The following is a 23,202-nucleotide window of genomic DNA, read 5'->3' as shown; positions in this document are numbered from 1 at the left end:
GTCAGACCTCGGTGCCCAGCGCAGCGGCCAGGCGGTCCAGGCGCGCGCGCAGCTCGGCCACCTCGGCACGCAGCACCGCGACCTCCTCGGCCAGGCCGGCGTCGGCGGCTGCAGCCATCGCGCCCGGCTCGGCGCCGGTCGCCTCGATCTGCACCTCGCCGCACAGCAGATGCACCCAGCGCGACTCGCGCGCACCCGGGGCACGCGGCAGCTTGCGCACCATCGGCTCGGCCTTGCCGGCCAGCTCGTCGAGGAAGCCCTCGACCGAGGACACATCGGCGAAGCGGTGCAGCCGCTCGCTGTGCAGGCGCAGCTCGGCTGCGGTCTGCGGGCCGCGCAGCATCAGCGTGGCCAGCAGCGCCACCGCCGCGCCCGGCACGCCCAGCGCGCGGCCGAGGTTGTGCTCGAACTTGACGGTGCGGGTGCCGCTGATCTCGATGACCAGGCTCAGCGCCTTGAGCTCCTCGATCGCGGCCAGGGCCTGCGCCTCGTTCACGCTCATGACCGGATCGCGGGCGGTCTTCTGGCTGCAGCCCGCGCACAGCGCGTTGAGCGACAGCGGATAGGTGTCGGGCACGGTCGATTCCTTCTCGACCAGCACCGCGACGATGCGGGCTTCCAGCGCGGTCAGCGTGCGGCGGATCATCACGGTCCTTTGCATCACAGGCCGAAGCCGTCGTCGGCCTGAATCACCGCGCCGTTGACGAAGTGGCTCTCGTTGGCACAGAGCATCAGCAGCACCAGGTCGAGGTCTTCCGGCTTGCCCAGGCGCTTGCGCGGCAGCATGTTCACCAGCTTGTGGCCGGCCTCGGTGTCCCAGTGGTGGTGGTTGATCTCGGTGTCGATGTAGCCCGGGCAGATCGCGTTGACATTGATGCCGAACTTGCCCCACTCCAGCGCCATCGCGCGGGTCATGTGGATCACCGCGGCCTTGCTCATCGCATAGGGCCCGATCTGGCTGAGCACGCGCAGGCCGGCCATCGAGGCGATGTTGACGATGCGCCCGCCGGTGTAGGTGCCGGGCGCAGCGCCGCGCGCGCGCGCCACCATGCGCCGGCCGACCTCCTGCGCGACGAAGAAGGCGCCGCGCACATTGGTGTCGAAGATGAAGTCGAAGTCGTCGGGCGTGACATCGAGGATCTTCTGGGTGGCGCTGACGCCGGAGTTGTTGATCAGGATGTCGAGCACCCCGACCTCGGTCTCCGCATGCGCCACCGCCGACTTGATGCTGTCGAGATCGGTCACATCCAGCTCGACGACATGCGCGTCGCCGCCCTGGCCCTCGATCTCGGCCCGCAGCTCCTTGAGCCGGTCGGAGCGCCGGCCGCCCAGCACCACCGCGGCACCGGCCTGCGACAGCACGCGGGCGAACTGGGCGCCCAGGCCGCTGGACGCGCCGGTGATCAGCGCGACACGGCCGGACAGGTCGATCGAATAGCTCATGACATGCTCCTGGTCAGGTGGGAATCTGCCGAAACTTGCGCTTCGGGTGGTCGCTGACGATAGCATGTCGCCCGCTGCCGGCCCGGCGCTGCAGCGGGAGGCGGGCGATGTCCTGCTGCAGGCCATCGACCAGGCGCTGCACCTCGCATCGATCGCCGAACAGGATCTCGATCTCGCGGCGCGCCAGATCATTGACCGGCCGCGCGGACGGCAGCGGCAGATCCTGCGCCGGCAGCAGCAGCGGCTCGAGCAGATCGGCATGGCGCTGGTAGAGCGTCGGATGCACATGCTGGATGCGGCGCACCAGCCGCGACGCAAAGACCCGCACCAGCTCGCGCGGCGACTCTCCGGTGCGCAGCGCCAGCGCATCGATCAGCACCTCGAGCTGCTCGGCCGGATAGCCGTCGAGCGGCTGCACCGGATCACGCGCCGGCACATCGGTCGCGAACATCAGCACATCGGCCATGACCGCACCATGACGCGCCTCGACCATTCCGACCAGTTCTGAAACCAGCAGTCCCAGCATGACACCTACCCCTGTTGCCTGGGCGCTCGCCGATCGACCGGACTCCTCCGGGTTTGCACTGACTGCGCCTGATGTCGGGAGAATAGAAATATCGCCCGGTACCAGGTGCACGGAAAAGGCCGCGTGCACAGGGGCATCTCGCCGCGCCCGTGGCGTGCAGCGCTGTGGCGCATCCGCATCGCCACTAAAAAGAACGGTCGTTCTTTTTTTGTACCCGGACCGTTAGAATTCACGCCGCTCCAACAACACAGGACAACCCTCATGACTCCCCAGGAGATCCTCGCCCAGTACGGCCCGCGCGACGCGATGGAATATGACGTCGTCATCGTCGGTGCCGGCCCGGCCGGACTGGCTGCCGCCATCCGTCTCAAGCAGCTCGCCAGCGCAAAGGGGCAGGAACTCTCGGTGGTGGTCATCGAGAAGGGCTCGGAGCCGGGCGCGCACATCCTGTCGGGGGCGGTCATGGACCCGATCGCGATGAACGAGCTGTTCCCGGACTGGAAGGAGCGCGGCGCGCCGCTGAACCAGCCGGTCACCGCCGACCAGGTGCTGTTCCTGAACGAGACGGGCGCCACCAGGACGCCCGACTTCCTGGTGCCGGACTGCTTCCACAACGCCGGCAACTATGTCATCAGCCTGGGCAGCGTGGTGCGCTGGATGGCCGAGCAGGCCGAAGGCCTGGGCGTGGAGATCTTTCCCGGCTTCGCAGCGGCCGAAGTGCTCTACAACGACGACGGCAGTGTCAAGGGCATCGCCACCGGCAACCAGGGCGTGGGCAAGGACGGCGAGCCCAGCGACGCCTTCCAGATCGGCATGGAGCTGCACGGCAAGTACACCCTCTTCGCCGAGGGCGCACGCGGCCATCTGGGCAAGCAGCTGATCGCCCGCTTCCAGCTCGACGAAGGCAAGGATCCGCAGAGCTACGGCATCGGCATCAAGGAGCTGTGGGAGATCGATCCGGCCAGGCACCAGCCCGGTCTGGTGGTGCACACCGCCGGCTGGCCGATGCAGCCCGACACCTACGGCGGCGGCTTCCTCTACCACCTCGAAGGCAACAAGGTCACGCTGGGCTTTGTCGTCGGCCTGGACTACAAGAACCCGTGGCTGAGCCCGTTCGAGGAAATGCAGCGCTGGAAGACGCATCCGTCGATCCGCCAGTACCTCGAGGGCGGCAAGCGCCTGAGCTACGGCGCACGCGCGATCACCGCCGGCGGCCTGCTGAGCCTGCCCAGGACGGTGTTCCCGGGCGGTGCGCTGATCGGCTGCGACGCCGGCTACCTGAACGCCGCGCGCATCAAGGGCAGCCACGCCGCGATCAAGACCGGCATGCTCGCCGCCGAGGCCGCCTTCGACGCGCTGGCCGCCGGCCGCCAGGGCGACGAGCTGAACGCCTACCCCGAGGCGTTCGAGGCGAGCTGGCTGCACAAGGAGCTGGACCGCTCGCGCAACTTCAAGCAGTGGTTCAAGAAGGGCGTCTGGGTCGGCTCGCTGATGACCGGCATCGAGCACTGGCTGCTGCCCAAGATCGGCCTGGAGGCCCCGCCGTGGACGATCCACCGCACCGAGCCGGACCACGCCCGCCTGCTGCCGGCCGCCCAGTGCGAGAAGATCGAGTACCCGAAGCCGGACGGCGTCATCACCTTCGACCGCCTCAGCTCGGTGTTCGTCTCCAACACCAACCACGAGGAACACCAGCCCGCGCACCTGACGCTGAAGGACGCGCGCGTGCCGGTCGAGACCAACCTGGCGGTCTACGCCGGACCGGAGTCACGCTACTGCCCGGCCGGCGTGTACGAGTTCGTCAAGACCGACAACGGCCACGACAAGCTCGTCATCAACGCGCAGAACTGCGTGCACTGCAAGACCTGCGACATCAAGGACCCGACGCAGAACATCGTCTGGGTCACGCCGGAAGGCGGCGGCGGTCCGAACTACGCCGGCATGTGAGGCAGGCGGGGCGCGGGCAGCGCCTCGAAGCCGGGGCGGCCGAATAGGTAGCCCTGGAACAGCTCCACGCCCTCGCCGGCCAGCCAGCGGTATTCCTCGGGCGTCTCGACGCCCTCGGCGACCGCCTCGATGCCCAGGTCGAGACAGGCGCCGAGCACCGCGCGCACGATCGCCTGGCGCGGCCCGCTGCGCTCGATGCCGCGCAGCAGCGCCATGTCGAGCTTGAGCAGGTCGGGCTGGAACTCCGCCAGCAGGTTCAGCCCGCAGTGGCCGGCGCCGAAGTCGTCGATCGCCAGCTGCAGACCCAGCGCCCGCACCCGGCGCATGCGCTGCGCGAAGCCGGCCAGATCGCCGATCGCCTCGCTTTCGGTCACCTCCAGCACCAGCCGCTCCAGCGGCAGGCCGTGGCGCTGCGCGGCGAGAAACATCGCCTCGAGCATGCCGTCGTCCTCGCCCAGGCTGCGCGGCAGGAAATTGAGGTTGAGCCGCCCCTGCAGCCCGAGCCGCACCGCCAGGTCGATCGCGCGGCCGCGGCCGGTCGCGTCGAGCCGGTGCAGCGCCGGCTCGTCCAGCCCGGACAGCACCTGCCCGGCCGGCTCGCCCGCCGGACCGCGGATCAGCGCCTCATGCGACCAGACGCGGCCGCTCGGCGCATGCACGATCGGCTGGAACGCGAAGGAGAAGGCCGAGCGGTCCATGGTTGTCGACCTCAGGCGGCGCCGTCGCGCCGGCGCCAGCGGCCGGCGCCGAAGGCCTGCAGCAGCTTGCGCGCGCGGCCGCTGTCGATCGCGCTCAGCGCGGTGCCGCCGCGGAAGAAGTCGTTGGCGCCCTCGACGCTGCGCAGCAGCTCGTCGTCGGCCTGCACGAAGCCCATCGACCACTGGCCGAAGCTGCGCCGCGCAACCGGCTCATGGATGATGCGCACGATCTCCGCATGGCGGGCATCGGCGGCGATGCGCGCGTACAGCGCATCGACCGTCGCCGCCGGGCCCTCCAGCACCTGGAAGAAGCTGCCCCGGTCATGCAGCAGCATGCCGGTCACGCCCAGTGCGGCGTTGTTGCGCCGCGCCACCGCCAGCAGCTCGACCAGCTGGTCGAACGAGAAGGGCCGGGTGGCCGAGCTGGCGTAGATGCAGTGGACGAGATCGGGCTCGGTCGCCATCGTGGACTCCTGGGGACGGGACGGCCGGTTCTTTCGGCCATCCGTGCCCGGGACTTGATCCGTACCACTGCGCAGGGGCGCCGTCTCAGTCCGGGCGGGCCCAGGCCGGCGGGCGCTTGTCGATGAAGGCCTGCACGCCCTCGAGCGCGCTGTCGTCCATCATGTTGCAGGCCATGGTCTGCACCGCGCTCTGGTAGGCGGCCTCCTGACCCATCTCGAGCTGGCGGTAGAACAGCGCCTTGCCCATCGCGATGGCGGTGCGCGGCTTGGCCAGGATGCTGTCGACCAGCCGGGCGACCTCGGCGTCCAGCGCCTCGGCCGGCACCACGCGGTTGACCAGGCCGCGCTGGCGCGCCTCCTCGGCGGAGATGAACTCGCCGGTGACCAGCATCTCGAAGGCCTGCTTGCGCGGCACGTTGCGCGACAGCGCCACGCCGGGCGTGGCGCAGAACAGGCCCAGGTTGACGCCGCTGACCGCGAAGCGCGCGCGGTCGACGGCCACCGCGAGGTCGCAGGCCGCCACCAGCTGGCAGCCGGCGGCGGTGGCCACGCCCTGGACCTTCGCGATCACCGGCACGGCCAGGCGCTGGATCGCCGTCATGACCCGGCCGCAGCGGCCGAACAGATCGCGGTAGTAGTCCAGCGTGGGCTCGGCGCGCATTTCCTTCAGGTCATGGCCGGCGCAGAAGGCCCGGCCGGAGGCGGCCAGCACCACCGCGCGCAGCGTCTCGTCGCCGGCCAGCGCGTCGAGTTCGGACTGCAGCGCCGCCAGCATCGCCTCCGACAGCGCGTTGAAGGCGTCGGGGCGGTTCAGTGTCAGCGTGACGACGCCATGCGCGTCGCGCTGGCTCAGCAGGATCGGGTCGGACAGGCTGTCCTGGCTGTTGTTCATCGGGGTCTCCTCAGGTGGGTGCACGGCGCAGCTTAGCGCCAGCGGCGACAATCACGCCATGTCAGCAACCCCGAACCCGATGCGCCGCCGCCTGACGGCGCGGCTCGCCACCGCGGCTGCCGCCCTGGCGGTCGCCCCGGCCCTGGCCACCGCCCAGACCGTGCCCTCGCCGCCGCCCGGCTACGAAGGCCGCGAGGATGTTTCCGCCTTCGTGCGCCAGCTCGTCAGCCGCCATCCCCAGCTCGACGACGAGGTGGTCACCACCGCGCTGGCCGACGCGCGCTACCAGCCGCAGGTCGCGCGGCTGATCATGCCGGCAGCCAGTCCGGCGGCGAAGAACTGGAAGGTCTACCGCTCGCGCTTTCTCGACACGCTGCGGGTGCGCGAGGGCGTGAAGTTCTGGCGCGACAACGAGGCGGTGCTGGCTGCGGCCGAGGCGCGCTGGGGCGTTCCGGCCGCGGTGATCGTGGCGATCATCGGCGTGGAGACGATCTACGGCCGCCAGACCGGGGGCTTCCGCGCGATCGACGCGCTCTCGACGCTGGCCTTCGATTTTCCGCGCGGGCGCAGCGACCGCTCGGCCTTCTTCCGCGACGAGCTCGAAGCCCTGTTCGTGCTGGCCGCGCGCGACCGGGTCAACGTGATGACGATCCGCGGCTCCTATGCCGGCGCGCTGGGCATGCCGCAGTTCATGCCCAGCTCCTGGCTGAAGTTCGCGGTCGACTTCGACGAGGACGGCCGCGTCGACCTGCACCGCAGCATCGCCGATGTGGTCGGCAGCGTGGCGAACTTCCTGTCGGTGCATGGCTGGCAGCGCGATCTGCCGACCCATTTCGACGTGCTGCCGCCGCCCGAGGGTCCGGATCGCGAGGCGCTGCTGGCGCCCGACATCCTGCCCAGCTTCAAGGCGGCGGACATGGCCGCGCGCGGCGCCACGCTCAGCCCGGCAGGACAGCAGTTCGCCGGCCCGCTCGCGCTGGTGGAGCTGCGCAACGGCGTCGAGCCGCCCTCCTTCGTGGCCGGCACCGGCAACTTCTGGACGATCACCCGCTACAACTGGTCGGCCTACTACGCGATGGCGGTCATCGACCTGGCCGACACGCTCTCGGCGCTGAAGCTCGTCGCCGATCAGCGCTGAACCCGACTTTCCCATGCTCCAGTTCAAGAACATCACGCTGCGTCGCGGCACGAAGCTCGTGCTCGACGACACCTCGTTCACGCTCCAGCCCGGCGAGAAGGCCTCGCTGGTCGGGCGCAACGGCGCGGGCAAGTCCTCGCTGTTCGCGCTGCTGACCGACCGGCTGCACCCGGACGCCGGCGACATCGAGATGCCGCCGCGCTGGCGCATCGCCGAGGTCGCGCAGAACATGCCCGAGACCGAGACCGGCGCGACCGAGTTCGTGCTCGAGGGCGACGCGCCGCTGATGGCCGCGCGCACCGCGCTGGCCCAGGCCGAGGCCAGCGGCGACGGCCACGCCATCGGCGAGGCCCATGCGCGCCTGGCCGAAGCCGGCGCCTTCGACGCCCGCTCGCGTGCGCAGGCGCTGCTGCTCGGCCTGGGCTTCCGGGTCAGCCAGCTGGATCTGCCGGTCAACAGCTTCTCGGGCGGCTGGCGCATGCGGCTGCAGCTCGCGCGCGCGCTGATGTGCCCGGGCGACCTGCTGCTGCTCGACGAGCCCACCAACCACCTGGACCTGGACGCGCTGGTCTGGCTGGAGGCCTGGCTCTTGCGCTTCGAGGGCACGATGCTGGTCATCAGCCACGACCGCGAGTTCCTCGACACGGTGACCCGGGTCACGCTGCACCTGGACGAGGCCCGGGTGACCCGCTATGGCGGCAACTACACCACCTTCGAGTCGATGCGCGCCGAGCGCATGCTGCAGCAGCAGGCCGCCTACAGCCGCCAGCAGGAGAAGGTGGCGCAGCTGCAGCGCTTCATCGACCGCTTCAAGGCCAAGGCGACCAAGGCCAAGCAGGCGCAGAGCCGGGTCAAGGCGCTGGCCCGCATGGAGAAGCTCGCGCCGGTGCTGACCGCCGCCGACTTCGAGTTCTCCTTCCGCGAACCGCTGAGCCTGCCCAACCCCATGCTGGTGATGGATGCGGTCGAGGTCGGCTACGGCGAGACGGCGATCGTGCGCGGCGTGACGAAATCGGTGCTGCCGGGCCAGCGCATCGGCATCCTGGGCGCCAACGGCCAGGGCAAGTCGACGCTGGTCAAGACGCTGGCCGGGGCGCTCCCGCGCCTGTCGGGCCGGGTCCAGGAGGGCAAGGGCCTGGCGATCGGCTACTTCGCGCAGCAGGAAATGGATGTGCTGCGGCCCGAGGAGGGGCCGCTGGCGCACATGATCCGCCTGGCCAGGGAGGTCAGCCCGCAGGCGCGCGAGCAGGAGCTGCGCGACTTCCTCGGGCGCTTCCGCTTCGTCGGCGACATGGTCAATCAGGAAGTCGGCTCGCTCTCGGGCGGCGAGAAGGCGCGCCTGGTGCTGGCGATGCTGGTCTGGCAGCGCCCCAACCTGCTGCTGCTCGACGAGCCGACCAACCACCTCGACCTCACCACCCGCGAGGCGCTGAGCATGGCGCTCAACGAGTACGAGGGCACGGTGATGCTGGTCAGCCACGACCGCGCGCTGCTGCGCGAGGTCTGCGACGAGTTCTGGCTGGTGACCGGCGGCCAGGTCGAGCCCTTCGACGGCGATCTGGACGACTACCAGAAATGGCTGCTCGAGCAGAGCCGCGAGATCGCCCGGCGCGCCCGCGAGGAAGACCGCGCCGCGCAGGAGCAGGCCCGCGCCGTCAGCCAGCCGGCCGCCGCAGGGCCGGCCGCACCGTCCAGCCGCGACGAGCGCAAGGCCCAGGCAGCCGCCCGCATGAAGCTCGCCGAGCTGACCCGGCCGCTGAAGAAGCGCCAGCAGCAGGCCGAGCAGGCGCTGGAGAAGGCCCAGGCCGAACATGCCGCGCTCCTGGAGGCGATGGCCCGCCCGGACCTGAGCCCGGCCGAGCGCGCCGATCAGGGCCGCCGCCTCAAGGAGCTTGCCGATCGCATCGAGACGCTCGAGATGGAGTGGCTGGAGATCGGCGAGCAGATCGAGGCGATGGAGGCGGCCTGAGCCACGCGGCCGAAGAAGCGGGCCGTCACTCCAGCGCGAACACCTCGTCACCCGGCTCCGGCATGCAGTCGTCGCTCAGCGGCGCCCAGCCCCGGCGCAGCACGCCACGGGCGCCGGCATGGCAGAAGGCCAGCCGCTCGGCCGCAGGCCAGCGCTGGCGCAGGAAGTCCTCGAGCGCCGCCGGCAGGCTGACCTGCATTCGCCCGGCGGCAAGATCTTCGGCTGGATGGTCGTCATGGTGCAGCCAGGGCACCAGGCGCGTGAGGTCGACCGCCCAGAGCGGCAGCTCGATGCGGCTGGGCTGGTAGCCGGTGCGGCGCAGCCAGGCCTGCGCGGCCTCGCGCCCGGGACCGGCGCCACCGGCGGCCGCGATCAGCTCGATCGCCCACTGGTTGCAGTTCTGGTAGCGGGTCGAGAAGGCGTGCGCATTGGGGCTGTAGACCGCGCCCAGCACCTCGAGCGAGCGGCCGGCATCGAGCAGCGCCGTCTCCAGCGCGGCCTCGTCGGCACGGGCCTCCCGCGGCAGCAGCACCACCGACAGATGGCCGCGCTCAGGCCGCTCGGCACCGGCCAGGAAGCCGGCCAGCCCCTGGTCGAACAGGCGCGAGCGGCCCTCCTCGCAGGCGTAATAGAGCTGGCGCACCGACCACGGCCCGTCGGCGCTGGCACGCACGCTGAAGCCGGCATGCGAGAAGCGGTGGCCGATGCGATCCAGGTCAAGACCGGCGCGCGACACCAGCGCGACCCGGCGCCCGGAGGATTCCAGCGTGCTGCGCACCCGCTCGGCCAGCATCAGCATCCGGCCGATGGCGCGCGGCCCCGGATCCGGCGCGACCGCGCACGGCCGCAGCAGATCCGCCCGGGCCGGCAGCGCCAGCAGCAGCAGCGGGATCAGCAGCGCCAGCGGCCAGGCCGCGGCCCGGATCACAGCGTGACCGGGCGCGAGCCGAGCTCGCGGTGGCGCATGTCGTCCAGCACCAGGAAGAAGGGTTCGGCGGCACCGGCACGGGCCAGCTCGAAGCCCCAGCCCTGACGGCGCACGTTCAGCAGCACACCGGTGTCCAGTGCCTGGCGCTCGGCCAGCACGCGCGGCAGCTTCAGCACCAGCTCGGCGCCGCCGGGCTCGGCCTGCAGCGTCAGCGCCAGCAGCGCGCGCCCGGGCTCGGCGGCGTCAGGCGCCAGCTCGGCGACATCGGTCACCCGCCAGTCGCCGGCGGCCAGATCGCCGCCCGACGAGCTTCGGCTGGACTGGCCGATCGAGGTCGACAGGCTGCCGACCGACGAGGAGGCGCTGTCGAGCGCCGAAGACGCCGCGGTGCTGGCGGCCAGCGCCGGCACCGCGGCCGTGGCCTGAGCCAGCGCCAGCAGCACAGGCATCGCGCAGACGCGCAGCAGACGGGACGGGATCGAGGAATCGTTCATGCGCAGGACGTTAGCAGCGACAGGCAGGAGTCGACTCCCCGATCTGAGCGGTGTTCCGCGTCGACTTCGGTTAGTGTCACAACCCTTCATCGAATCTTCAGGTCCATTTCCTGTTCCGACGTGTCCCTGCTCCGCCCCCGCCCCATCACCTTGGCCAGCATTGCCAGCGTTGTTGCACTGCTGCTGTCGAACACCGATCTGACCTCTTATCTGAAGTCCCTGCTGCCACAGTCGGGCGAGGCGACGCCCCCTGCCGCGCCCGCCGCCGGGGGCCCGCTGGGCTATCCTGGCAGCAGCAGCCGCTGCCCGCAGTTCTTCCCGCAGAAGAGCGTGCTGCCACGCATCGACCTCAGCCCGCAGCGCCGGCTGCGCGAGCTGTGCTTCGATGCCTTCGCGGTCATTCACTCCGGCCAGAGCCGCACGCCGGTGCTGGTGATCGAGCGGCTGACACGGCGCCAGCTGCAGGACGCGCGCGGCGAGGAGCGCACCAACCGCTTCTATCCGGAGGCCCGCCTGCCCTCGGCCGACCGGGCCACGCCGGACGACTACCGCAACTCCGGCTTCGACCGAGGCCACATGGCCCCGGCGGCCGACATGCCCACCGCGCAGGCGATGGCGCAGAGCTTCTCGATGGCCAACATGGTGCCGCAGGCGCAGCAGAACAACCGCGGCCCCTGGGCCGACATCGAGCAGGCCACCCGCAAGTACGTGATGCGCAGCAAGGGCGCGGTCCAGGTCTACACCGGCCCGATGTTTCCGAAGCGGCCGCGCACCATCGGCGACAACCAGGTCTGGGTGCCGTCGCAGCTCTACAAGCTGGTCTACGACGAGGCCGAGAACCGCGCCTGGGCCTACTGGATCGACAACCGCGACGATGCATCCTTCCCGCGCCCGATCAGCTATGCGGAGCTGGTCAGGCGCACCGGCATCGAGTTCCTGCCCGGCCTCAATCCGGGGCAGTGAGCGCGCCCGACACGCCAGCCAGGTTCTGGTTCTGTGTGCGCCGCAGCGCCCCCAGGCTGCGGCCATGGGCGCGACCGCTGGCGGCAAACTCCGCCTTCAGCTGCGTGCTGACCCGGCAGGCGCCGGGGTTAGTGCTGGCTGCGCTCGTGCCAGCCCGATCGGCCGCTCCTCTGCACGCCGATAGCGCGGGGGAACAACGGGATTGAAAGTAGAAACGCCCGAGAAGCTAACTTGTTGATTCACAAGGCTTTTCGGGCGTTCACTTGTTATGGCGGAGAGGGCGGGATTCGAACCCGCGGTGGGTATTAACCCACACACGCTTTCCAGGCGTGCGACTTAAACCGCTCATCCACCTCTCCGGAAAGACATGCATTCTAGCATGAGAAATTTCGGATTGAAAAGAGCGCCATGAAAAAGGGGGCCGAAGCCCCCTCGTTGTCGTTGCTGTTGCCGTGACCGCTGCGGACCGCAGATCCGCCCGACACCGGCAGTCCGACGCTCAGCGCACCACCGCGATCTGCTCGCGGTTGCCGCCCTTGTAGGTGAACATCGTCAGCGCGCCGTTCTTGATGTCGCCCTTCTCGTCGAAGGTGATCGTGCCGGTCACGCCCTTGTAGCCCGTCGTCTTGGCCAGCACCGGCAGGTACTTGACCGGATCGCTCGAGCCGGCCTTCTCCATCGCCGCCACCAGCACGTTCACCGAGTCGTACACATACGGCGCGTAGATCTGCACGTCGGCGTTGAACTTCGTCTTGAAGCGGGCCTTGAACTCGTCCATGCCCTTCTTCTGCTCGCCTTCGACGCCGCCGGCCTCGGCGCACACCACCTGGCTGTCCTCCATCGCGCCGCCCGACAGCTTGGGCAGCTCGCCCGAGCAGATGCCGTCGCCGCCCATGAACTTCGCCTTGATGCCCAGCTGCTTCATCTGGCGGATCATCGGGCCCGCCACCGCGTCCATGCCGCCGAAGAACACGATGTCCGGCTTCTTCGCCTTCAGGTTGGTCAGGATCGCGGTGAAGTCCGTCGCCTTGTCGTTGGTGAACTCGCGCGCCACCGTCTTGCCGCCGGCCGCCTTCACGCCCTTCTCGAACTCGTCGGCCACGCCCTGGCCGTAGGCCGTGCGGTCATCGATCACCGCGATCGACTTGCCCTTGAGCTGCGTCACCGCGTACTTGCCCAGCGTGCCGCCCAGGTGAACATCGTCCGCCACCAGACGGAAGGTCGTCTTGAAGCCCTGGCGGGTGTACTTCGGGTTCGTCGCCGACGGCGAGATCTGCGGAATGCCCGCGTCGCTGTAGATCTTCGATGCCGGGATGGAGGTGCCCGAGTTCAGGTGGCCCACCACGCCGGCGACCTTCGAGTCCACCAGCTTCTGCGCCGCGGCCGTGCCCTGCTTCGGGTCGCCGCCGTCGTCCTCGGCCAGCAGCTCGAACTTCACCTTCTTGCCGCCGATCGTCACGCCCTTGGCATTGAGCTCGTCCACGGCCATGCGCGCGCCGTTCTCGTTGTCCTTGCCCAGGTGCGCGATGCCGCCGCTCGTCGGGCCCACATGGCCGATCTTGACCACTTCCTGAGCCGAGGCAGAACCTGCGGCAGCCAGCAGCGCCAGGCCAGCGAGAGCGACATTGAGCTTGTGATTCATGGATCAGAACTCCAGGGTTGCGAATGATGGGGAATGACAGGCAGAAAACTTAACCCAAATCCGGACCGCTCTCCAGCGGCTGGATCAAGTTCGCGGGTAAGCCCTCAGACAACGGCAGAGCAGCCGATCCGGATGACGGCCGGAGACTTCAGCGCGAGCGATGCCGCGCCAGCTCCTGGGCCACCGCACGGCGCACCACATCGCGCAGCGTGAGCGCAAGCTGCTCGCGGACCTCGTCGACCAGGCTGTCGGCCAGGCGCTCGAGCACCGGCGCCAGGCTTTCGCGCAGGCGGAACTCCAGCAGCCGGTCGACCTGGCGCTGCATGTCGCCGAGCACCTGCAGCACGATCTGCTCCTGCAGATCGGCCGGCAGCGCTGCGGCCACGGGTGGCGACGGCGCAGCGACGGCCATCGCCGGAGCCCCCGCGGGCAGCGGGCTGCGACCCGACTCGATCGCCAGCGCGACCGCCACCGCCTCGGCCGCAGGCAGCGCGCCGGAGACACCCGCCACCAGCGGCGGCTCCTGCGGCACGACCTCGGGGCGCGCTGGCAGCACCACCTCGGTGAGGACCGGCACCTCGGGCGGCGCGACGCGCGGCGGCACACCGGTCGGGCTCATGCGCCCCCCGCCTCGTGCTTCTCGATGGCGGCACCGGCGGCGCCGTAGTGGCGCCAGCGTGCACGCGCGCGGTCGCGATCGAACTCGTCGCGGCTGACCACCTCGATGACACGCCGGTACCGCTGCCAGTCCGGCGGCACCTCGTGACCGAGATTGACCAGCACGTCATGGCCGAGCGCCGGGCTGTGCTGCTCCAGCAGCAGCACCGGCGTCTCGCGCAGCCGCTCCGGCACCGCGTCGACGCCTGCGCCACGCCAGTGCGGCACGAACTCCAGCGGCTCGAAGGTCCACAGCAGCCGGTCGACCTCGGCCAGCATCGCCGCCTCGCCGGTCACTACCACCCGCGCGCCGCTGCGCCAGGCCTTGCGCAGCAGCCGGCAGACGTAGCCACGCCGCTCGGGCACGTTGAAGTGAAAGGCGACCGCCGGCATCACGGCGCCCGCGCTCACTGGGCCTGCGACAGCACGAAGTGCGTCAGCAGCGGCACCGGGCGACCGGTGCCGCCCTTGGCCGCGCCGCTGCGGAAGGCGACACCCGCCACGTCCAGATGCGCCCAGCGGTAGGCCTTGGCGAAGCGCTGCAGGAACTTGGCTGCGGTGATCGATCCGCCGGCACGCGGGCCGACGTTGGGCATGTCGGCGAAGTTGCTCTTGAGCGCCTCGTCGTACTCCTCGTCGAGCGGCAGGCGCCAGGCGGTGTCCTGCGCGGCGCGGCCTGCGGCCAGCAGCGTGTCGGCCAGCGCGTCGTCCGGGCTGAAGAGACCGGCGTGGTGATGACCCAGCGCGATGATGCAGGCACCGGTCAGCGTCGCGATGTCGACCACCGCCGCCGGCTTGAAGCGCTCGGCATAGGTCAGTGCGTCGCACAGGATCAGCCGGCCCTCGGCGTCGGTGTTGAGGATCTCGATGGTCTGGCCCGACATCGAGGTGACCACGTCGCCGGGCTTGACCGCGCGGCCGTCGGGCATGTTCTCGCAGGTCGGGATCAGACCGATCAGATTGACCTTCGGGCGCAGCGCGGCCACCGCGCGGAAGGTGCCCAGCACGCTGGCGGCGCCGCCCATGTCGAACTTCATCTCGTCCATGTCGGCGGCCGGCTTGATCGAGATGCCGCCGGTGTCGAAGGTGATGCCCTTGCCGACCAGCACCACCGGCGCGTCCTTCTTGCCCGCGCCCTGGTACTTCAGCACGATGAAGCGCGGCGGCTCCGCCGAGCCCTGGGCCACCGCCAGGAAGGAGCCCATGCCCAGCGCCTCGATCTCCTTGCGCTCGAGGATCTCGGCCTTGACGCCCTTCATCTTCGCCAGCGCGCGGGCCTCGTCGGCCAGATGCGAGGGCGTGCAGTGATTGGCCGGACGGTTGGCGACCTCGCGCGCCAGCTCGACGCCGGCGGCGATCGCCGCGCCGCGCGCCAGGCCGGCGGACACCTCGGCCTCGGCGGCGGTGGCGCAGACCAGCTCGACCGCGCCCAGGCGCGGGGCCTCCGGCGCGCTCGGCTTGGTCAGACGGTAGACATAGACCAGATCGGAGGCCACGCAGGCAGCGGCTTCGGCCATCGCGGCGTCGGGCTGGCCCGCGCCGGCCCAGACCAGCGCGGCGCGGCTGGCGCCGCCGCCCTTGATCAGGCCCAGACCCGCGGCCAGCGCCTTCTTCCAGGCGCGGGCACTGCCGTCGGCCGCCACCGCGACCGCCAGCCGCGCGGCCTTCAGGCCGGCCGGCCGATGCATGTAGAGCGTGCGACCCGGCTTGAGCGCCAGATCGCCGGCGGCCACCGCCTCGTCGAGCAGCGCGCACAGCGCCGCGTCGAGCTGCCACTGGGCACGATCCGGGGGCACGACCACGACCAGCGCCTCGCGGTCGAGTTGCGAAAAGTCCGGCGATTCCGCCACGAGAGTTCGAACGTCCATAATTCCGCGCTGTTCCAAGACGCGCCGATGTTATTCGATTCCACCCTACGCAAGGATCTTTCCCGCAGTTTCGGCGGCACGCTGATCGTCATCCTGACGATCGTGCTGACGATGATGCTGATCCGCACCCTCGGCATGGCCGCCGGCGGCAAGGTCTCGCCGCAGGATGTCGTGCTGCTGCTGGGCTACATCGCGCTGGCGCAGCTGCCGACGATGCTGAGCCTGTCGCTGTTCGTCGCGGTGGTGTCGGTGCTCACGCGCATGTACCGCGACAGCGAGATGGCGGTCTGGTTCAGCAGCGGCGTGTCGATCGCGCGCTTCGTGCGGCCGGTGCTGCGCTTCGCGGTGCCGGTGCTGGTGGCGGTGACGGCGCTGATGCTGCTGGTCTGGCCCTGGGCCAACCGCAACACCACCGAGCTGCGCGACCGCTACGAGCGCCGCTCCGACCTGTCGCGGGTCGCGCCGGGCCAGTTCCAGACCTCCAGCGACGGCAGGCGGGTGTTCTTTCTCGACAAGCAGTCGGCCGACAGCAGCGACGGGCGCAACATCTTCATTCTCGACCAGCGCGAGGACGGCGAGTCGGTGACCACCGCCCAGGCCGGACGCATCGAGCCGCGCGAGGACGGCCAGCGCGAGCTGGTGCTGTCGAACGGCGCGCGCACCGATCTCGATGTCGAGGGCGGCACCCGCACCATCGCGCGCTTCGAGCGCTATGTGGTGCGCATCGGCGAGAAAAGCGCCGGGCCGCTGGCCGAGCTGCCCCCGAAGGCGCAGGACACGCTGACGCTGCTGCGCTCGGACCAGGCCCGCAGCCGCGGCGAGCTGGTCTGGCGCCTGGGCATGATCCTGGCCGCCTTCAACCTGCTGCTGTGGGGCATCGGCCTGGCCTCGGGCGGGCCGCGCGGCGGCAACAACTGGGTGCTGATGGTCGCGCTGCTGGGCTTCGTCGTCTATTTCAACCTGGTCTCGCTGAGCCAGGCCTGGGTGGCCAACGGCCGGCTGCCGGCCGCGGGCGCCTTGCTGGCGGTGCACGGCTCGATGCTGGCCGGCGCGCTGGCGCTGCTGCGCTGGCGGGTGGCAGGCTCGAACCTGCCGCGCCTGCCCTGGCATCGCTCCCCTTCACCGACTTCCTGAACACCCCATGCGCACCGTCCGGCGGCTGCTTTACCGCGAGATCCTCGGCGCGACGCTGTTCGTCACGCTGGCCTTTCTCGGCCTGTTCTTCTTCATCGACCTGGTGGGCGAGCTCGACGCGATCGGGCGCGACTACCGCCTCGAGCAGGCGCTGCTGGTGTGCGTGCTGCAGTTGCCCGGCCATCTCTACGAGCTGATGCCGATCGCGCTGCTGATCGGCGCGATCTACGCGCTGGCCCGGCTGGCGCAGTCGAGCGAGTTCACCATCCTGCGCACCGGCGGCCTGGGGCCGGGGCGCGCGCTGTGGCTGCTGGCCCGGCTCGGGCTGGTGATGGCGGCGCTGACCTTCGTCGTCGGCGACTATGTCGCGCCCTGGTGCGATGCGCAGGCCACCGTGATCGAGTCGCGCCGCCACGGCGGGCTGTCGGTCGGACGCGGCGGCCTGTGGCTGCGCGACAGCCGCACCGAGGCCGACGGCGAGCACCGCTTCACCATCAGCATCGGTGCAGCCCCCGACGAGGGCGAGCTCGAGCGGGTGCGCATTCTCGAGTTCGGACCGAAGGGCGAGCTGCGCACCCGCACCACCGCCGAGCGCGCGCAGGTCGGCGCCGACGGCACCTGGCGGCTCGAAGGCGTGCTGGTGTCGCAGTGGGCGGCCGACGCCACGCCAGCGCTGCAGCCCGACCGCCGCCATGCCACGCTCGACTGGCCCTCGACGCTGACCCGCGAGGTGGTCTCGGCCGCGGTGCTGCCGCTGCGCACCATGTCGACCGCGGCGCTGTGGACCTACATGAGCCACCTGTCCGACCATGAGCAGACCGCCCAGCGCCATGCGATCCAGTTCTGGAAGAAGGCGCTCTACCCCTTCGCCTGCCTGGTGATGCTGGGCCTGGCGCTGCCCTTCGCCTATCTGCACGCCCGTGCCGGCGGCGTGCCGCTGAAGGTCTTCGGCGGCATCCTGCTGGGCATCAGCTTCGTGCTGCTCAACAATGTCAGCGGCCATCTGGGCCTGCTGCACGACTGGACGCCCTGGCTGGCCGCCAGCGTGCCCAGCGTGGTCTACCTGCTGATGTCGCTGGCGGCCTTCAGCTGGCTGGTGCGCTACCGCTGAGGTCGCATTTCCTCCGCGTGCACCTCCCCGTGTTCCTCCCCGCGTCCCACCTGTCCGGAGACTTCCGATGCAAGGCATCCTGCTGTTCGCCCACGGCGCCCGCGACCCCGCCTGGGCGCGCCCCTTCGAGACCATCGCCGCGCGCATGCGCGAGGCCGCGGGCGGCCGCCCGGTCGCGCTGGCCTATCTCGAGCTGATGGAGCCGCGCCTGGACGCGGCCGCGCACGCGCTGGCCGCGCAGGGCTGCACCCTGATCACCGTGGTGCCGCTGTTCCTGGGCGCCGGCGGCCATGTGCGCCGCGACCTGCCCGAGCTGCTGGCCGGCCTGCGCGCGCAGCTGCCGGCGGTGACGATCCGCGACACCGCCGCGATCGGCGAGACCGAGGCCATCAGCCGCGCGATCGCGCAGGCCGCGCTGACGCTGGTCGACGCCCCCCCCGCGGAAGAGCCGGCCGCATGAACCTGCACCAGTTCCGCTTCGTCCAGGAGGCCGCACGGCGCAACCTGAACCTGACCGAGACCGCGCGCGCGCTGCACACCTCACAGCCCGGCATCTCCAAGGCCATTCTCGAGCTCGAGGAGGAACTGGGCGTGGACATCTTCGCGCGCCACGGCAAGCGGCTGCGCCGCGTGACCGAGCCGGGCCGCCAGGTGCTGCAGTCGATCGAGATCATCATGCGCGAGGTCGCCAACCTCAAGCGCATCGGCGAGGACTACTCGCGCCAGGAGGCCGGCACGCTGTCGATCGCCGCCACCCACACCCAGGCGCGCTATGTGCTGCCCACGCCGGTGGCGGCGCTGCGCTCGCGCTACCCCAAGGTCGCGGTCAGCCTGCACCAGGGCACGCCCGAGGATGTGGCGCAGATGATCCTCGACGACGCGGCCGAGATCGGCATGGCCACCGAGCGGCTGACCCAGTACGACGACCTGGTGACGCTGCCCTGCTACGAGTGGCGCCATGTCGCGGTGCTGCCGGTCGGCCACCCGCTGGCGCGGCTGGAGCGCCCGACGCTGGAGCAGCTCGCCGCCGAGCCGCTGATCTCCTATCACCCGTCCTTCACCGGCCGCTCGCGCATCGATGCCGCCTTCGAGCAGCGCGGCCTCAAGCCCAGCTTCGTGCTGGAGGCGATCGACTCGGACGTCATCAAGACCTATGTCCGACTGGGTCTGGGCGTGGGCATCGTCGCCGAGATGGCGGTGCTCGACGATGTGCTGTGCGCCCCCGGCGGCGACCTGACCGCGCGGCCGGTCGGCCATCTGTTCGGCCCGAATGTCGCGCGCATCGCCTTCAAGCGCGGCGCCTACCTGCGCAACTTCGTCTACACCTTCGCCGAGCTGCTGTCGGAGCGGCTGAGCCGGCCGCTGATCGAGCGCGCGATGCTCGGCCAGAGCCTCGACCAGCCCGCCGCCAGCGACGGCCTCTGAGTCCTGCCCACCGTCCTTGCCCTGGAGACCCCCGATGCCCACGCCCGCCCTCACCAGCCGCCTGCCTGCGGTCGGCACGACCATCTTCACCACGATGAGTGCGCTGGCGCAGCAGCACGGCGCGGTCAATCTCGGCCAGGGCTTCCCGGACTTCGACGGCGACCCGCGGCTGATGCAGGCGGTGAAGGACGCGCTCGACGCCGGCCACAACCAGTACCCGCCGATGGCCGGCGTGCCGGCGCTGCGCGAGGCGATCGCCGCGAAGATCACCGCGCTGCACGGCCGCACCTACGACCCCGGCCTGGAAATCACCATCACCGCCGGCGCCACCCAGGCGATCCTGACCGCGGTGCTCGCGCTGGTGCATCCGGGCGACGAGGTGATCGTGCTCGATCCCTGCTACGACAGCTACGAGCCCTCGATCCTGCTGGCGGGCGCGCGCGCGGTGCATGTGGCGCTGACGCCGGGCCGCTTCCGCCCCGACTTCGCCGCCATCGCCGCGGCGATCACGCCCCGGACGCGCGCCATCCTGGTCAACACGCCGCACAACCCGACCGGCACCGTCTGGACCGAGGCCGAGATGCAGCAGCTCGCCGCGCTGCTGGCGCCCACCGACATCCTGGTGCTGGCCGACGAGGTCTACGAGCACATGGTCTACGACGGCGCGACGCACCAGAGCATCGCGCGCCATCCGGCGCTGGCCGAGCGCGGCGTGCTGATCTCCAGCTTCGGCAAGACCTGCCATGTCACCGGCTGGAAGGTCGGCTTCGTCGCCGCGCCGGCGGCGCTGATGGCCGAGTTCCGCAAGGTCCACCAGTTCAACGTCTTCACCGTCAACACGCCGATGCAGCACGCGCTGGCGGCCTTCATGGCGGATGCGGCGCCCTGCCTTGAGCTGCCGGCCTTCTACCAGAGGAAGCGCGACCTGTTCCGCGCCGGTCTGGCCGGCACCGGACTGGCGCTGCTGCCCTGCGAAGGCACCTACTTCCAGTGCGTCAGCTACGCCGGCCTGGCGCCGGAGATCGCCGCGCTGCCGGAGGCCGCCTTCTGCGAATGGCTGACCCGCGAGGTGGGCGTGGCCGCCATTCCGCTGTCGGCCTTCTACCCGGACGGGCACGACCAGCAGTTCACGCGGCTGTGCTTCGCCAAGCGCGACGAGACGCTCGAACGGGCGCTGGCGCGGCTGCGCCAGCATCTGGTCCCGCGCGGTCCGCTGGCCTGAGGGAAAGTCCTGATCTGATCGGAACCGTTTGCGCCAGAAAGAACGAACGATCGTTCTTTTTTGCGTGCCAGAATCGGCGCCCATGCCGAATGCCGCCGATCTCTTCACCCCGCCGCCCCGTCGCCGCCTCTATCTGATGCGGCACGGGGCGGTCGACTATTTCCTGCCCGACGGCACGCCGCTGCCCCCGCACGAGGTGCCGCTGAACGCGGCCGGACGCGCCCAGGCCGATGCGGCCGGCGCGCTGTTCGCCGCGGCCGGCGTGGTCTTCGACCGGGCCGTCGTCAGCGGCCTGCCGCGCACGCTCGAGACCGCGCGCCGGGTGCTGGCCGCCTGCGGCCAGTCCGGCCGGTCGATCGACATCGAGCCGGACTTCGAGGAGATCCGCCCGGGCCGGCTCTCCAGCCTGGCGCCGGAGCAGCTGCGCGAGGCCTTCACCGGCGCGTTCGCGCCAGCATCCGGCGAGACAGGAACGAAGACGATCGAGCAGCGCGCCTTTCTCGGCGGCGAGACGATCGGCGCGCTGCTCGACCGGGTGCTGCCGGCGATGGCTCGGCTGCAGGACGACGCCGGCTGGCAGACCGCGCTGCTGGTGCTGCACGGCGGCGTCAACCGCGCGCTGCTGTCGGGCTGGCTGTGCGGCGGCCGCGCCTTTCTCGGCCGGCTGGAACAGTCGCCGGCCTGCATCAACATCGTCGATCTCGGCCCCGGCGGACAGGATGCGGTGCTGCGCGCCGTCAACCTCTCGCCCACCGACTGGCTGCAGCCCGACGAACGCACCACCACGATGGAAAGGCTGCTGGCGCAGTACGCCGGCGGCCTGACGACGCGATGACCACCCCTGTCCTGACCCCCGAGGAACGCCGGAACATCGAATCCGGCTCCTGGTTCTCCAAGCTGTCGCCGGCGCTGCGCCACGACATCATCAGCCGCACCATCATCCGCCGCTATCCGGACGGCATCCAGATCGGCACCCGCGGCGCGCCGGCCACCGACTGGGTGGCGGTGGCCAGCGGCGCGGTGCGCGCCAGCTCGGTGTCGATGTCGGGCAAGCAGATCACGCTGACCTATGTCGAGCCCGGCACCTGGTTCGGCGACATCTCGCTGTTCGACGGCCTGCCGCACACGCATGACGCGACCACGCACGGCCCGAGCACGCTGCTGATCGTGCGCAAGCACGACTTCTTCGACCTGCTCTCGCGCCATGCGGAGCTGTCGGAGGCGCTGCTGCGGCTGAACTGCCGCCGGCTGCGGCTGATGTTCGCCTCCTTCGAGGACCTCAACACCCGGCCGCTGTCGGCCCGGCTGGCCAAGCAGGTGCTGCACCTGTCGCGCAGCTACGGCATCAGCTACGGCGAGGAGATCCGCATCGGCCTGCAGCTGGCGCAGGAAGACCTGGCGCAGCTGGTCGGCGCCTCGCGCCAGCGGGTCAACCAGGAGCTCAAGGGCTTCGAGCGCGAGGGCGCGGTGCGGGTCGAGCCGACCCGGCTGGTGGTGCTCTCGCGCGAGAAGCTGATGGCGATCGCCGAGCGCTGAACGCCGAACGCCCCGATTCCGCCCCTGCCAGGAGATGCCTGCGATGACCTCTTCCGCCCCGACCACCCGCCCGGTGGCCCCGCAGCATGCCTTCGACGCCGACGCGCTCGCCGCCTGGCTGCGCGGGCGGCTCGACGGCTTCGACGGCCCGCTGCAGGTCGAGCAGTTCAGCGGCGGCCAGTCCAACCCGACCTTCCGGCTGCACACGCCCGCCGGGCAATGGGTGATGCGCGCCAAGCCGGGACCGGCGGCGAAGCTGCTGCCCTCGGCGCACGCGATCGAGCGCGAGTACCGGGCGATGGGCGCGCTGGCCGCCACCGAGGTGCCGGTGCCGCGCATGCTGCTGCTGTGCGAGGACGAGGCGGTGATCGGCCGCGCCTTCTACCTGATGGAGCATGTCGAGGGCCGGGTGCTGTGGGACCAGACGCTGCCGGGCATGACGCCGGCCGAGCGCGGCGCGATCTACGACGAGATGAACCGGGTGATCGCCGCGCTGCACCGGGTCGATCCGCAGGCGGTCGGCCTGGGCGACCACGGCCGCCCGGGCAGCTACTTCGAGCGCCAGATCGCGCGCTGGAGCCGTCAGTACCAGGCCTCGGTCACCGAGCCGATTCCCGAGATGGACCGGCTGATCGACTGGCTGCCGGCGCACCTGCCCGCGGCCGCGCGCGACGACACGCAGGTCGCGGTGGTGCATGGCGACTACCGGCTCGACAACCTGATCTTCCATCCGACCGAGCCGCGGGTGCTGGCGGTGCTGGACTGGGAGCTGTCGACGCTCGGCCACCCGATCGCCGACTTCAGCTACCACGCGATGTCCTGGCACATCCCGCCGGGCGCCTTCCGCGGCATCGGTGGCTGCGACCTGCCCGCGCTGGGCATTCCGGCCGAGGGCGACTACGTGCGGCGCTACCTGGCGCGCACCCGCCCGGGCATGACGGCCGACGCGGTCGAGGCGCTGCTGGCCGACTGGGATTACTACCTCGCCTACAACCTGTTCCGCATCGGCGCGATCCTGCAGGGCATCGCGCGCCGGGTGGTCGACGGCACCGCCTCGAGCGCGCAGGCCCGCCAGGCTGCGGCCGGCGCCCGCCCGATGGCCGAGCTGGCCTGGCGGCATGCGCAACGCGCCGGAGCACGCTGAC

The 23,202-nt window shown here is 70.7% G+C and carries 24 protein-coding genes and 1 tRNA gene; 12 read left to right on the top strand and 13 right to left on the bottom strand.

Annotation, left to right across the window (positions count from 1 at the left end; all coding sequences use genetic code 11):
- Position 1: 1 nt before the first annotated feature.
- The 3 genes from NFT33_RS04765 to NFT33_RS04755 are packed head-to-tail and all read right to left on the bottom strand — an operon-like array spanning position 2 to position 1,969.
- Entirely contained in the window at positions 2-661 is a 660-nt protein-coding gene (locus NFT33_RS04765) for a YceH family protein (RefSeq protein ID WP_251673538.1), read from the bottom strand.
- Positions 661-1,443 (bottom strand): SDR family oxidoreductase, encoded by a 783-nt coding sequence (locus NFT33_RS04760; protein WP_149503467.1) that lies wholly within the window; start codon positions 1,441-1,443, stop codon positions 661-663. The genes NFT33_RS04765 and NFT33_RS04760 overlap by 1 nt, the downstream gene beginning before the upstream one ends.
- Before the next feature lie 13 nt (positions 1,444-1,456).
- Positions 1,457-1,969, bottom strand: a complete 513-nt coding sequence (locus NFT33_RS04755) for a hypothetical protein (RefSeq protein WP_220786469.1) — start codon at positions 1,967-1,969, stop codon at positions 1,457-1,459.
- Positions 1,970-2,230: 261 nt separating this feature from the next.
- Between NFT33_RS04755 and NFT33_RS04750 the strand changes: the two genes are divergently transcribed.
- Positions 2,231-3,916 (top strand): electron transfer flavoprotein-ubiquinone oxidoreductase, encoded by a 1,686-nt coding sequence (locus NFT33_RS04750; RefSeq protein ID WP_251673536.1) that lies wholly within the window; start codon positions 2,231-2,233, stop codon positions 3,914-3,916.
- Here NFT33_RS04750 and NFT33_RS04745 read toward each other — a convergent pair.
- From NFT33_RS04745 to NFT33_RS04735, 3 genes are all read right to left on the bottom strand, one after another.
- Positions 3,901-4,614, bottom strand: a complete 714-nt coding sequence (locus NFT33_RS04745) for an EAL domain-containing protein (protein WP_220786467.1) — start codon at positions 4,612-4,614, stop codon at positions 3,901-3,903. The two genes, NFT33_RS04750 and NFT33_RS04745, sit on opposite strands and share 16 nt — an antisense overlap.
- Before the next feature lie 11 nt (positions 4,615-4,625).
- A complete protein-coding gene (locus tag NFT33_RS04740; protein ID WP_251673533.1) occupies positions 4,626-5,078 on the bottom strand; it encodes a BLUF domain-containing protein in 453 nt (150 codons plus the stop codon).
- Positions 5,079-5,163: 85 nt separating this feature from the next.
- Positions 5,164-5,970, bottom strand: a complete 807-nt coding sequence (locus NFT33_RS04735; protein ID WP_251673531.1) for an enoyl-CoA hydratase — start codon at positions 5,968-5,970, stop codon at positions 5,164-5,166.
- A gap of 58 nt (positions 5,971-6,028) precedes the next feature.
- On the opposite strand from NFT33_RS04735, the gene mltB reads away from it, so the two are divergent.
- Entirely contained in the window at positions 6,029-7,108 is a 1,080-nt protein-coding gene (gene mltB / locus NFT33_RS04730) for a lytic murein transglycosylase B (RefSeq protein WP_251673529.1), read from the top strand.
- A 13-nt stretch (positions 7,109-7,121) separates the two neighbouring features.
- Positions 7,122-9,077, top strand: coding sequence for an ABC-F family ATP-binding cassette domain-containing protein (locus tag NFT33_RS04725; RefSeq protein WP_251673527.1), 1,956 nt, complete (start codon positions 7,122-7,124; stop codon positions 9,075-9,077).
- A gap of 25 nt (positions 9,078-9,102) precedes the next feature.
- On the opposite strand, the gene NFT33_RS04720 is transcribed toward NFT33_RS04725, so the two are convergent.
- On the bottom strand, positions 9,103-10,005 hold the full coding sequence (locus tag NFT33_RS04720; protein ID WP_220786463.1) for a DUF2145 domain-containing protein: 903 nt from the start codon (positions 10,003-10,005) through the stop codon (positions 9,103-9,105).
- Positions 10,002-10,499, bottom strand: a complete 498-nt coding sequence (locus NFT33_RS04715) for a hypothetical protein (RefSeq protein WP_251673525.1) — start codon at positions 10,497-10,499, stop codon at positions 10,002-10,004. The genes NFT33_RS04720 and NFT33_RS04715 overlap by 4 nt, the downstream gene beginning before the upstream one ends.
- Positions 10,500-10,649: 150 nt before the next feature.
- On the opposite strand from NFT33_RS04715, the gene NFT33_RS04710 reads away from it, so the two are divergent.
- Positions 10,650-11,462: a DNA/RNA non-specific endonuclease gene (locus NFT33_RS04710; protein ID WP_251673523.1), complete on the top strand. Its 813-nt coding sequence runs from the start codon at positions 10,650-10,652 to the stop codon at positions 11,460-11,462.
- A 269-nt stretch (positions 11,463-11,731) separates the two neighbouring features.
- Here the strand turns inward: NFT33_RS04710 and NFT33_RS04705 are convergent.
- The 5 genes from NFT33_RS04705 to NFT33_RS04685 form a co-directional block, all read right to left on the bottom strand.
- A tRNA-Ser gene (locus tag NFT33_RS04705) sits at positions 11,732-11,821 on the bottom strand.
- A gap of 140 nt (positions 11,822-11,961) precedes the next feature.
- Complete coding sequence (locus NFT33_RS04700) at positions 11,962-13,104, bottom strand: branched-chain amino acid ABC transporter substrate-binding protein (protein ID WP_251673521.1); 1,143 nt, start codon at positions 13,102-13,104, stop codon at positions 11,962-11,964.
- Between the two features lie 148 nt (positions 13,105-13,252).
- On the bottom strand, positions 13,253-13,723 hold the full coding sequence (locus tag NFT33_RS04695; protein WP_251673519.1) for a hypothetical protein: 471 nt from the start codon (positions 13,721-13,723) through the stop codon (positions 13,253-13,255).
- The gene (locus NFT33_RS04690; protein WP_309296114.1) at positions 13,720-14,172 is read right to left on the bottom strand and encodes a DNA polymerase III subunit chi; all 453 of its coding nucleotides are present in this window, start codon (positions 14,170-14,172) and stop codon (positions 13,720-13,722) included. The genes NFT33_RS04695 and NFT33_RS04690 overlap by 4 nt, the downstream gene beginning before the upstream one ends.
- A complete protein-coding gene (locus NFT33_RS04685) occupies positions 14,169-15,629 on the bottom strand; it encodes a leucyl aminopeptidase (RefSeq protein ID WP_251673517.1) in 1,461 nt (486 codons plus the stop codon). The genes NFT33_RS04690 and NFT33_RS04685 overlap by 4 nt, the downstream gene beginning before the upstream one ends.
- Positions 15,630-15,656: 27 nt before the next feature.
- Here NFT33_RS04685 and lptF point away from each other — a divergent pair, with 27 nt between their 5' ends.
- The 8 genes from lptF (at position 15,657) to NFT33_RS04645 (ending at position 23,201) form a co-directional block, all read left to right on the top strand.
- Positions 15,657-16,763, top strand: coding sequence for an LPS export ABC transporter permease LptF (gene lptF / locus NFT33_RS04680; RefSeq protein WP_149503451.1), 1,107 nt, complete (start codon positions 15,657-15,659; stop codon positions 16,761-16,763).
- A gap of 7 nt (positions 16,764-16,770) precedes the next feature.
- A complete protein-coding gene (gene lptG, locus NFT33_RS04675) occupies positions 16,771-17,874 on the top strand; it encodes an LPS export ABC transporter permease LptG (protein WP_220787307.1) in 1,104 nt (367 codons plus the stop codon).
- Positions 17,875-17,941: 67 nt separating this feature from the next.
- Positions 17,942-18,334 carry a sirohydrochlorin chelatase gene (locus NFT33_RS04670; RefSeq protein ID WP_251673515.1) on the top strand — a complete coding sequence of 131 codons (393 nt, stop codon included), beginning with the start codon at positions 17,942-17,944 and terminating at the stop codon, positions 18,332-18,334.
- Entirely contained in the window at positions 18,331-19,299 is a 969-nt protein-coding gene (locus NFT33_RS04665; protein ID WP_220787306.1) for a CysB family HTH-type transcriptional regulator, read from the top strand. The genes NFT33_RS04670 and NFT33_RS04665 overlap by 4 nt, the downstream gene beginning before the upstream one ends.
- Positions 19,300-19,333: 34 nt before the next feature.
- Positions 19,334-20,521, top strand: coding sequence for a pyridoxal phosphate-dependent aminotransferase (locus NFT33_RS04660; RefSeq protein ID WP_251673513.1), 1,188 nt, complete (start codon positions 19,334-19,336; stop codon positions 20,519-20,521).
- Between the two features lie 82 nt (positions 20,522-20,603).
- The gene (locus NFT33_RS04655) at positions 20,604-21,356 is read left to right on the top strand and encodes a histidine phosphatase family protein (RefSeq protein WP_251673511.1); all 753 of its coding nucleotides are present in this window, start codon (positions 20,604-20,606) and stop codon (positions 21,354-21,356) included.
- Positions 21,353-22,057 (top strand): Crp/Fnr family transcriptional regulator, encoded by a 705-nt coding sequence (locus NFT33_RS04650; RefSeq protein ID WP_251673509.1) that lies wholly within the window; start codon positions 21,353-21,355, stop codon positions 22,055-22,057. Before NFT33_RS04655 ends, NFT33_RS04650 begins: the two co-directional genes overlap by 4 nt.
- Before the next feature lie 43 nt (positions 22,058-22,100).
- Entirely contained in the window at positions 22,101-23,201 is a 1,101-nt protein-coding gene (locus NFT33_RS04645; protein WP_251673506.1) for a phosphotransferase, read from the top strand.
- Position 23,202 lies beyond the last annotated feature (1 nt).

The sequence above is a fragment of the Sphaerotilus sp. FB-3 genome, from assembly GCF_023706025.1.
Classification (GTDB): Bacteria; Pseudomonadota; Gammaproteobacteria; order Burkholderiales; family Burkholderiaceae_C; genus Sphaerotilus; species Sphaerotilus sulfidivorans.
The sequence above is the reverse complement of the archived record's forward strand: the minus strand, read 5'-3'. Positions and strand labels throughout refer to the sequence as shown.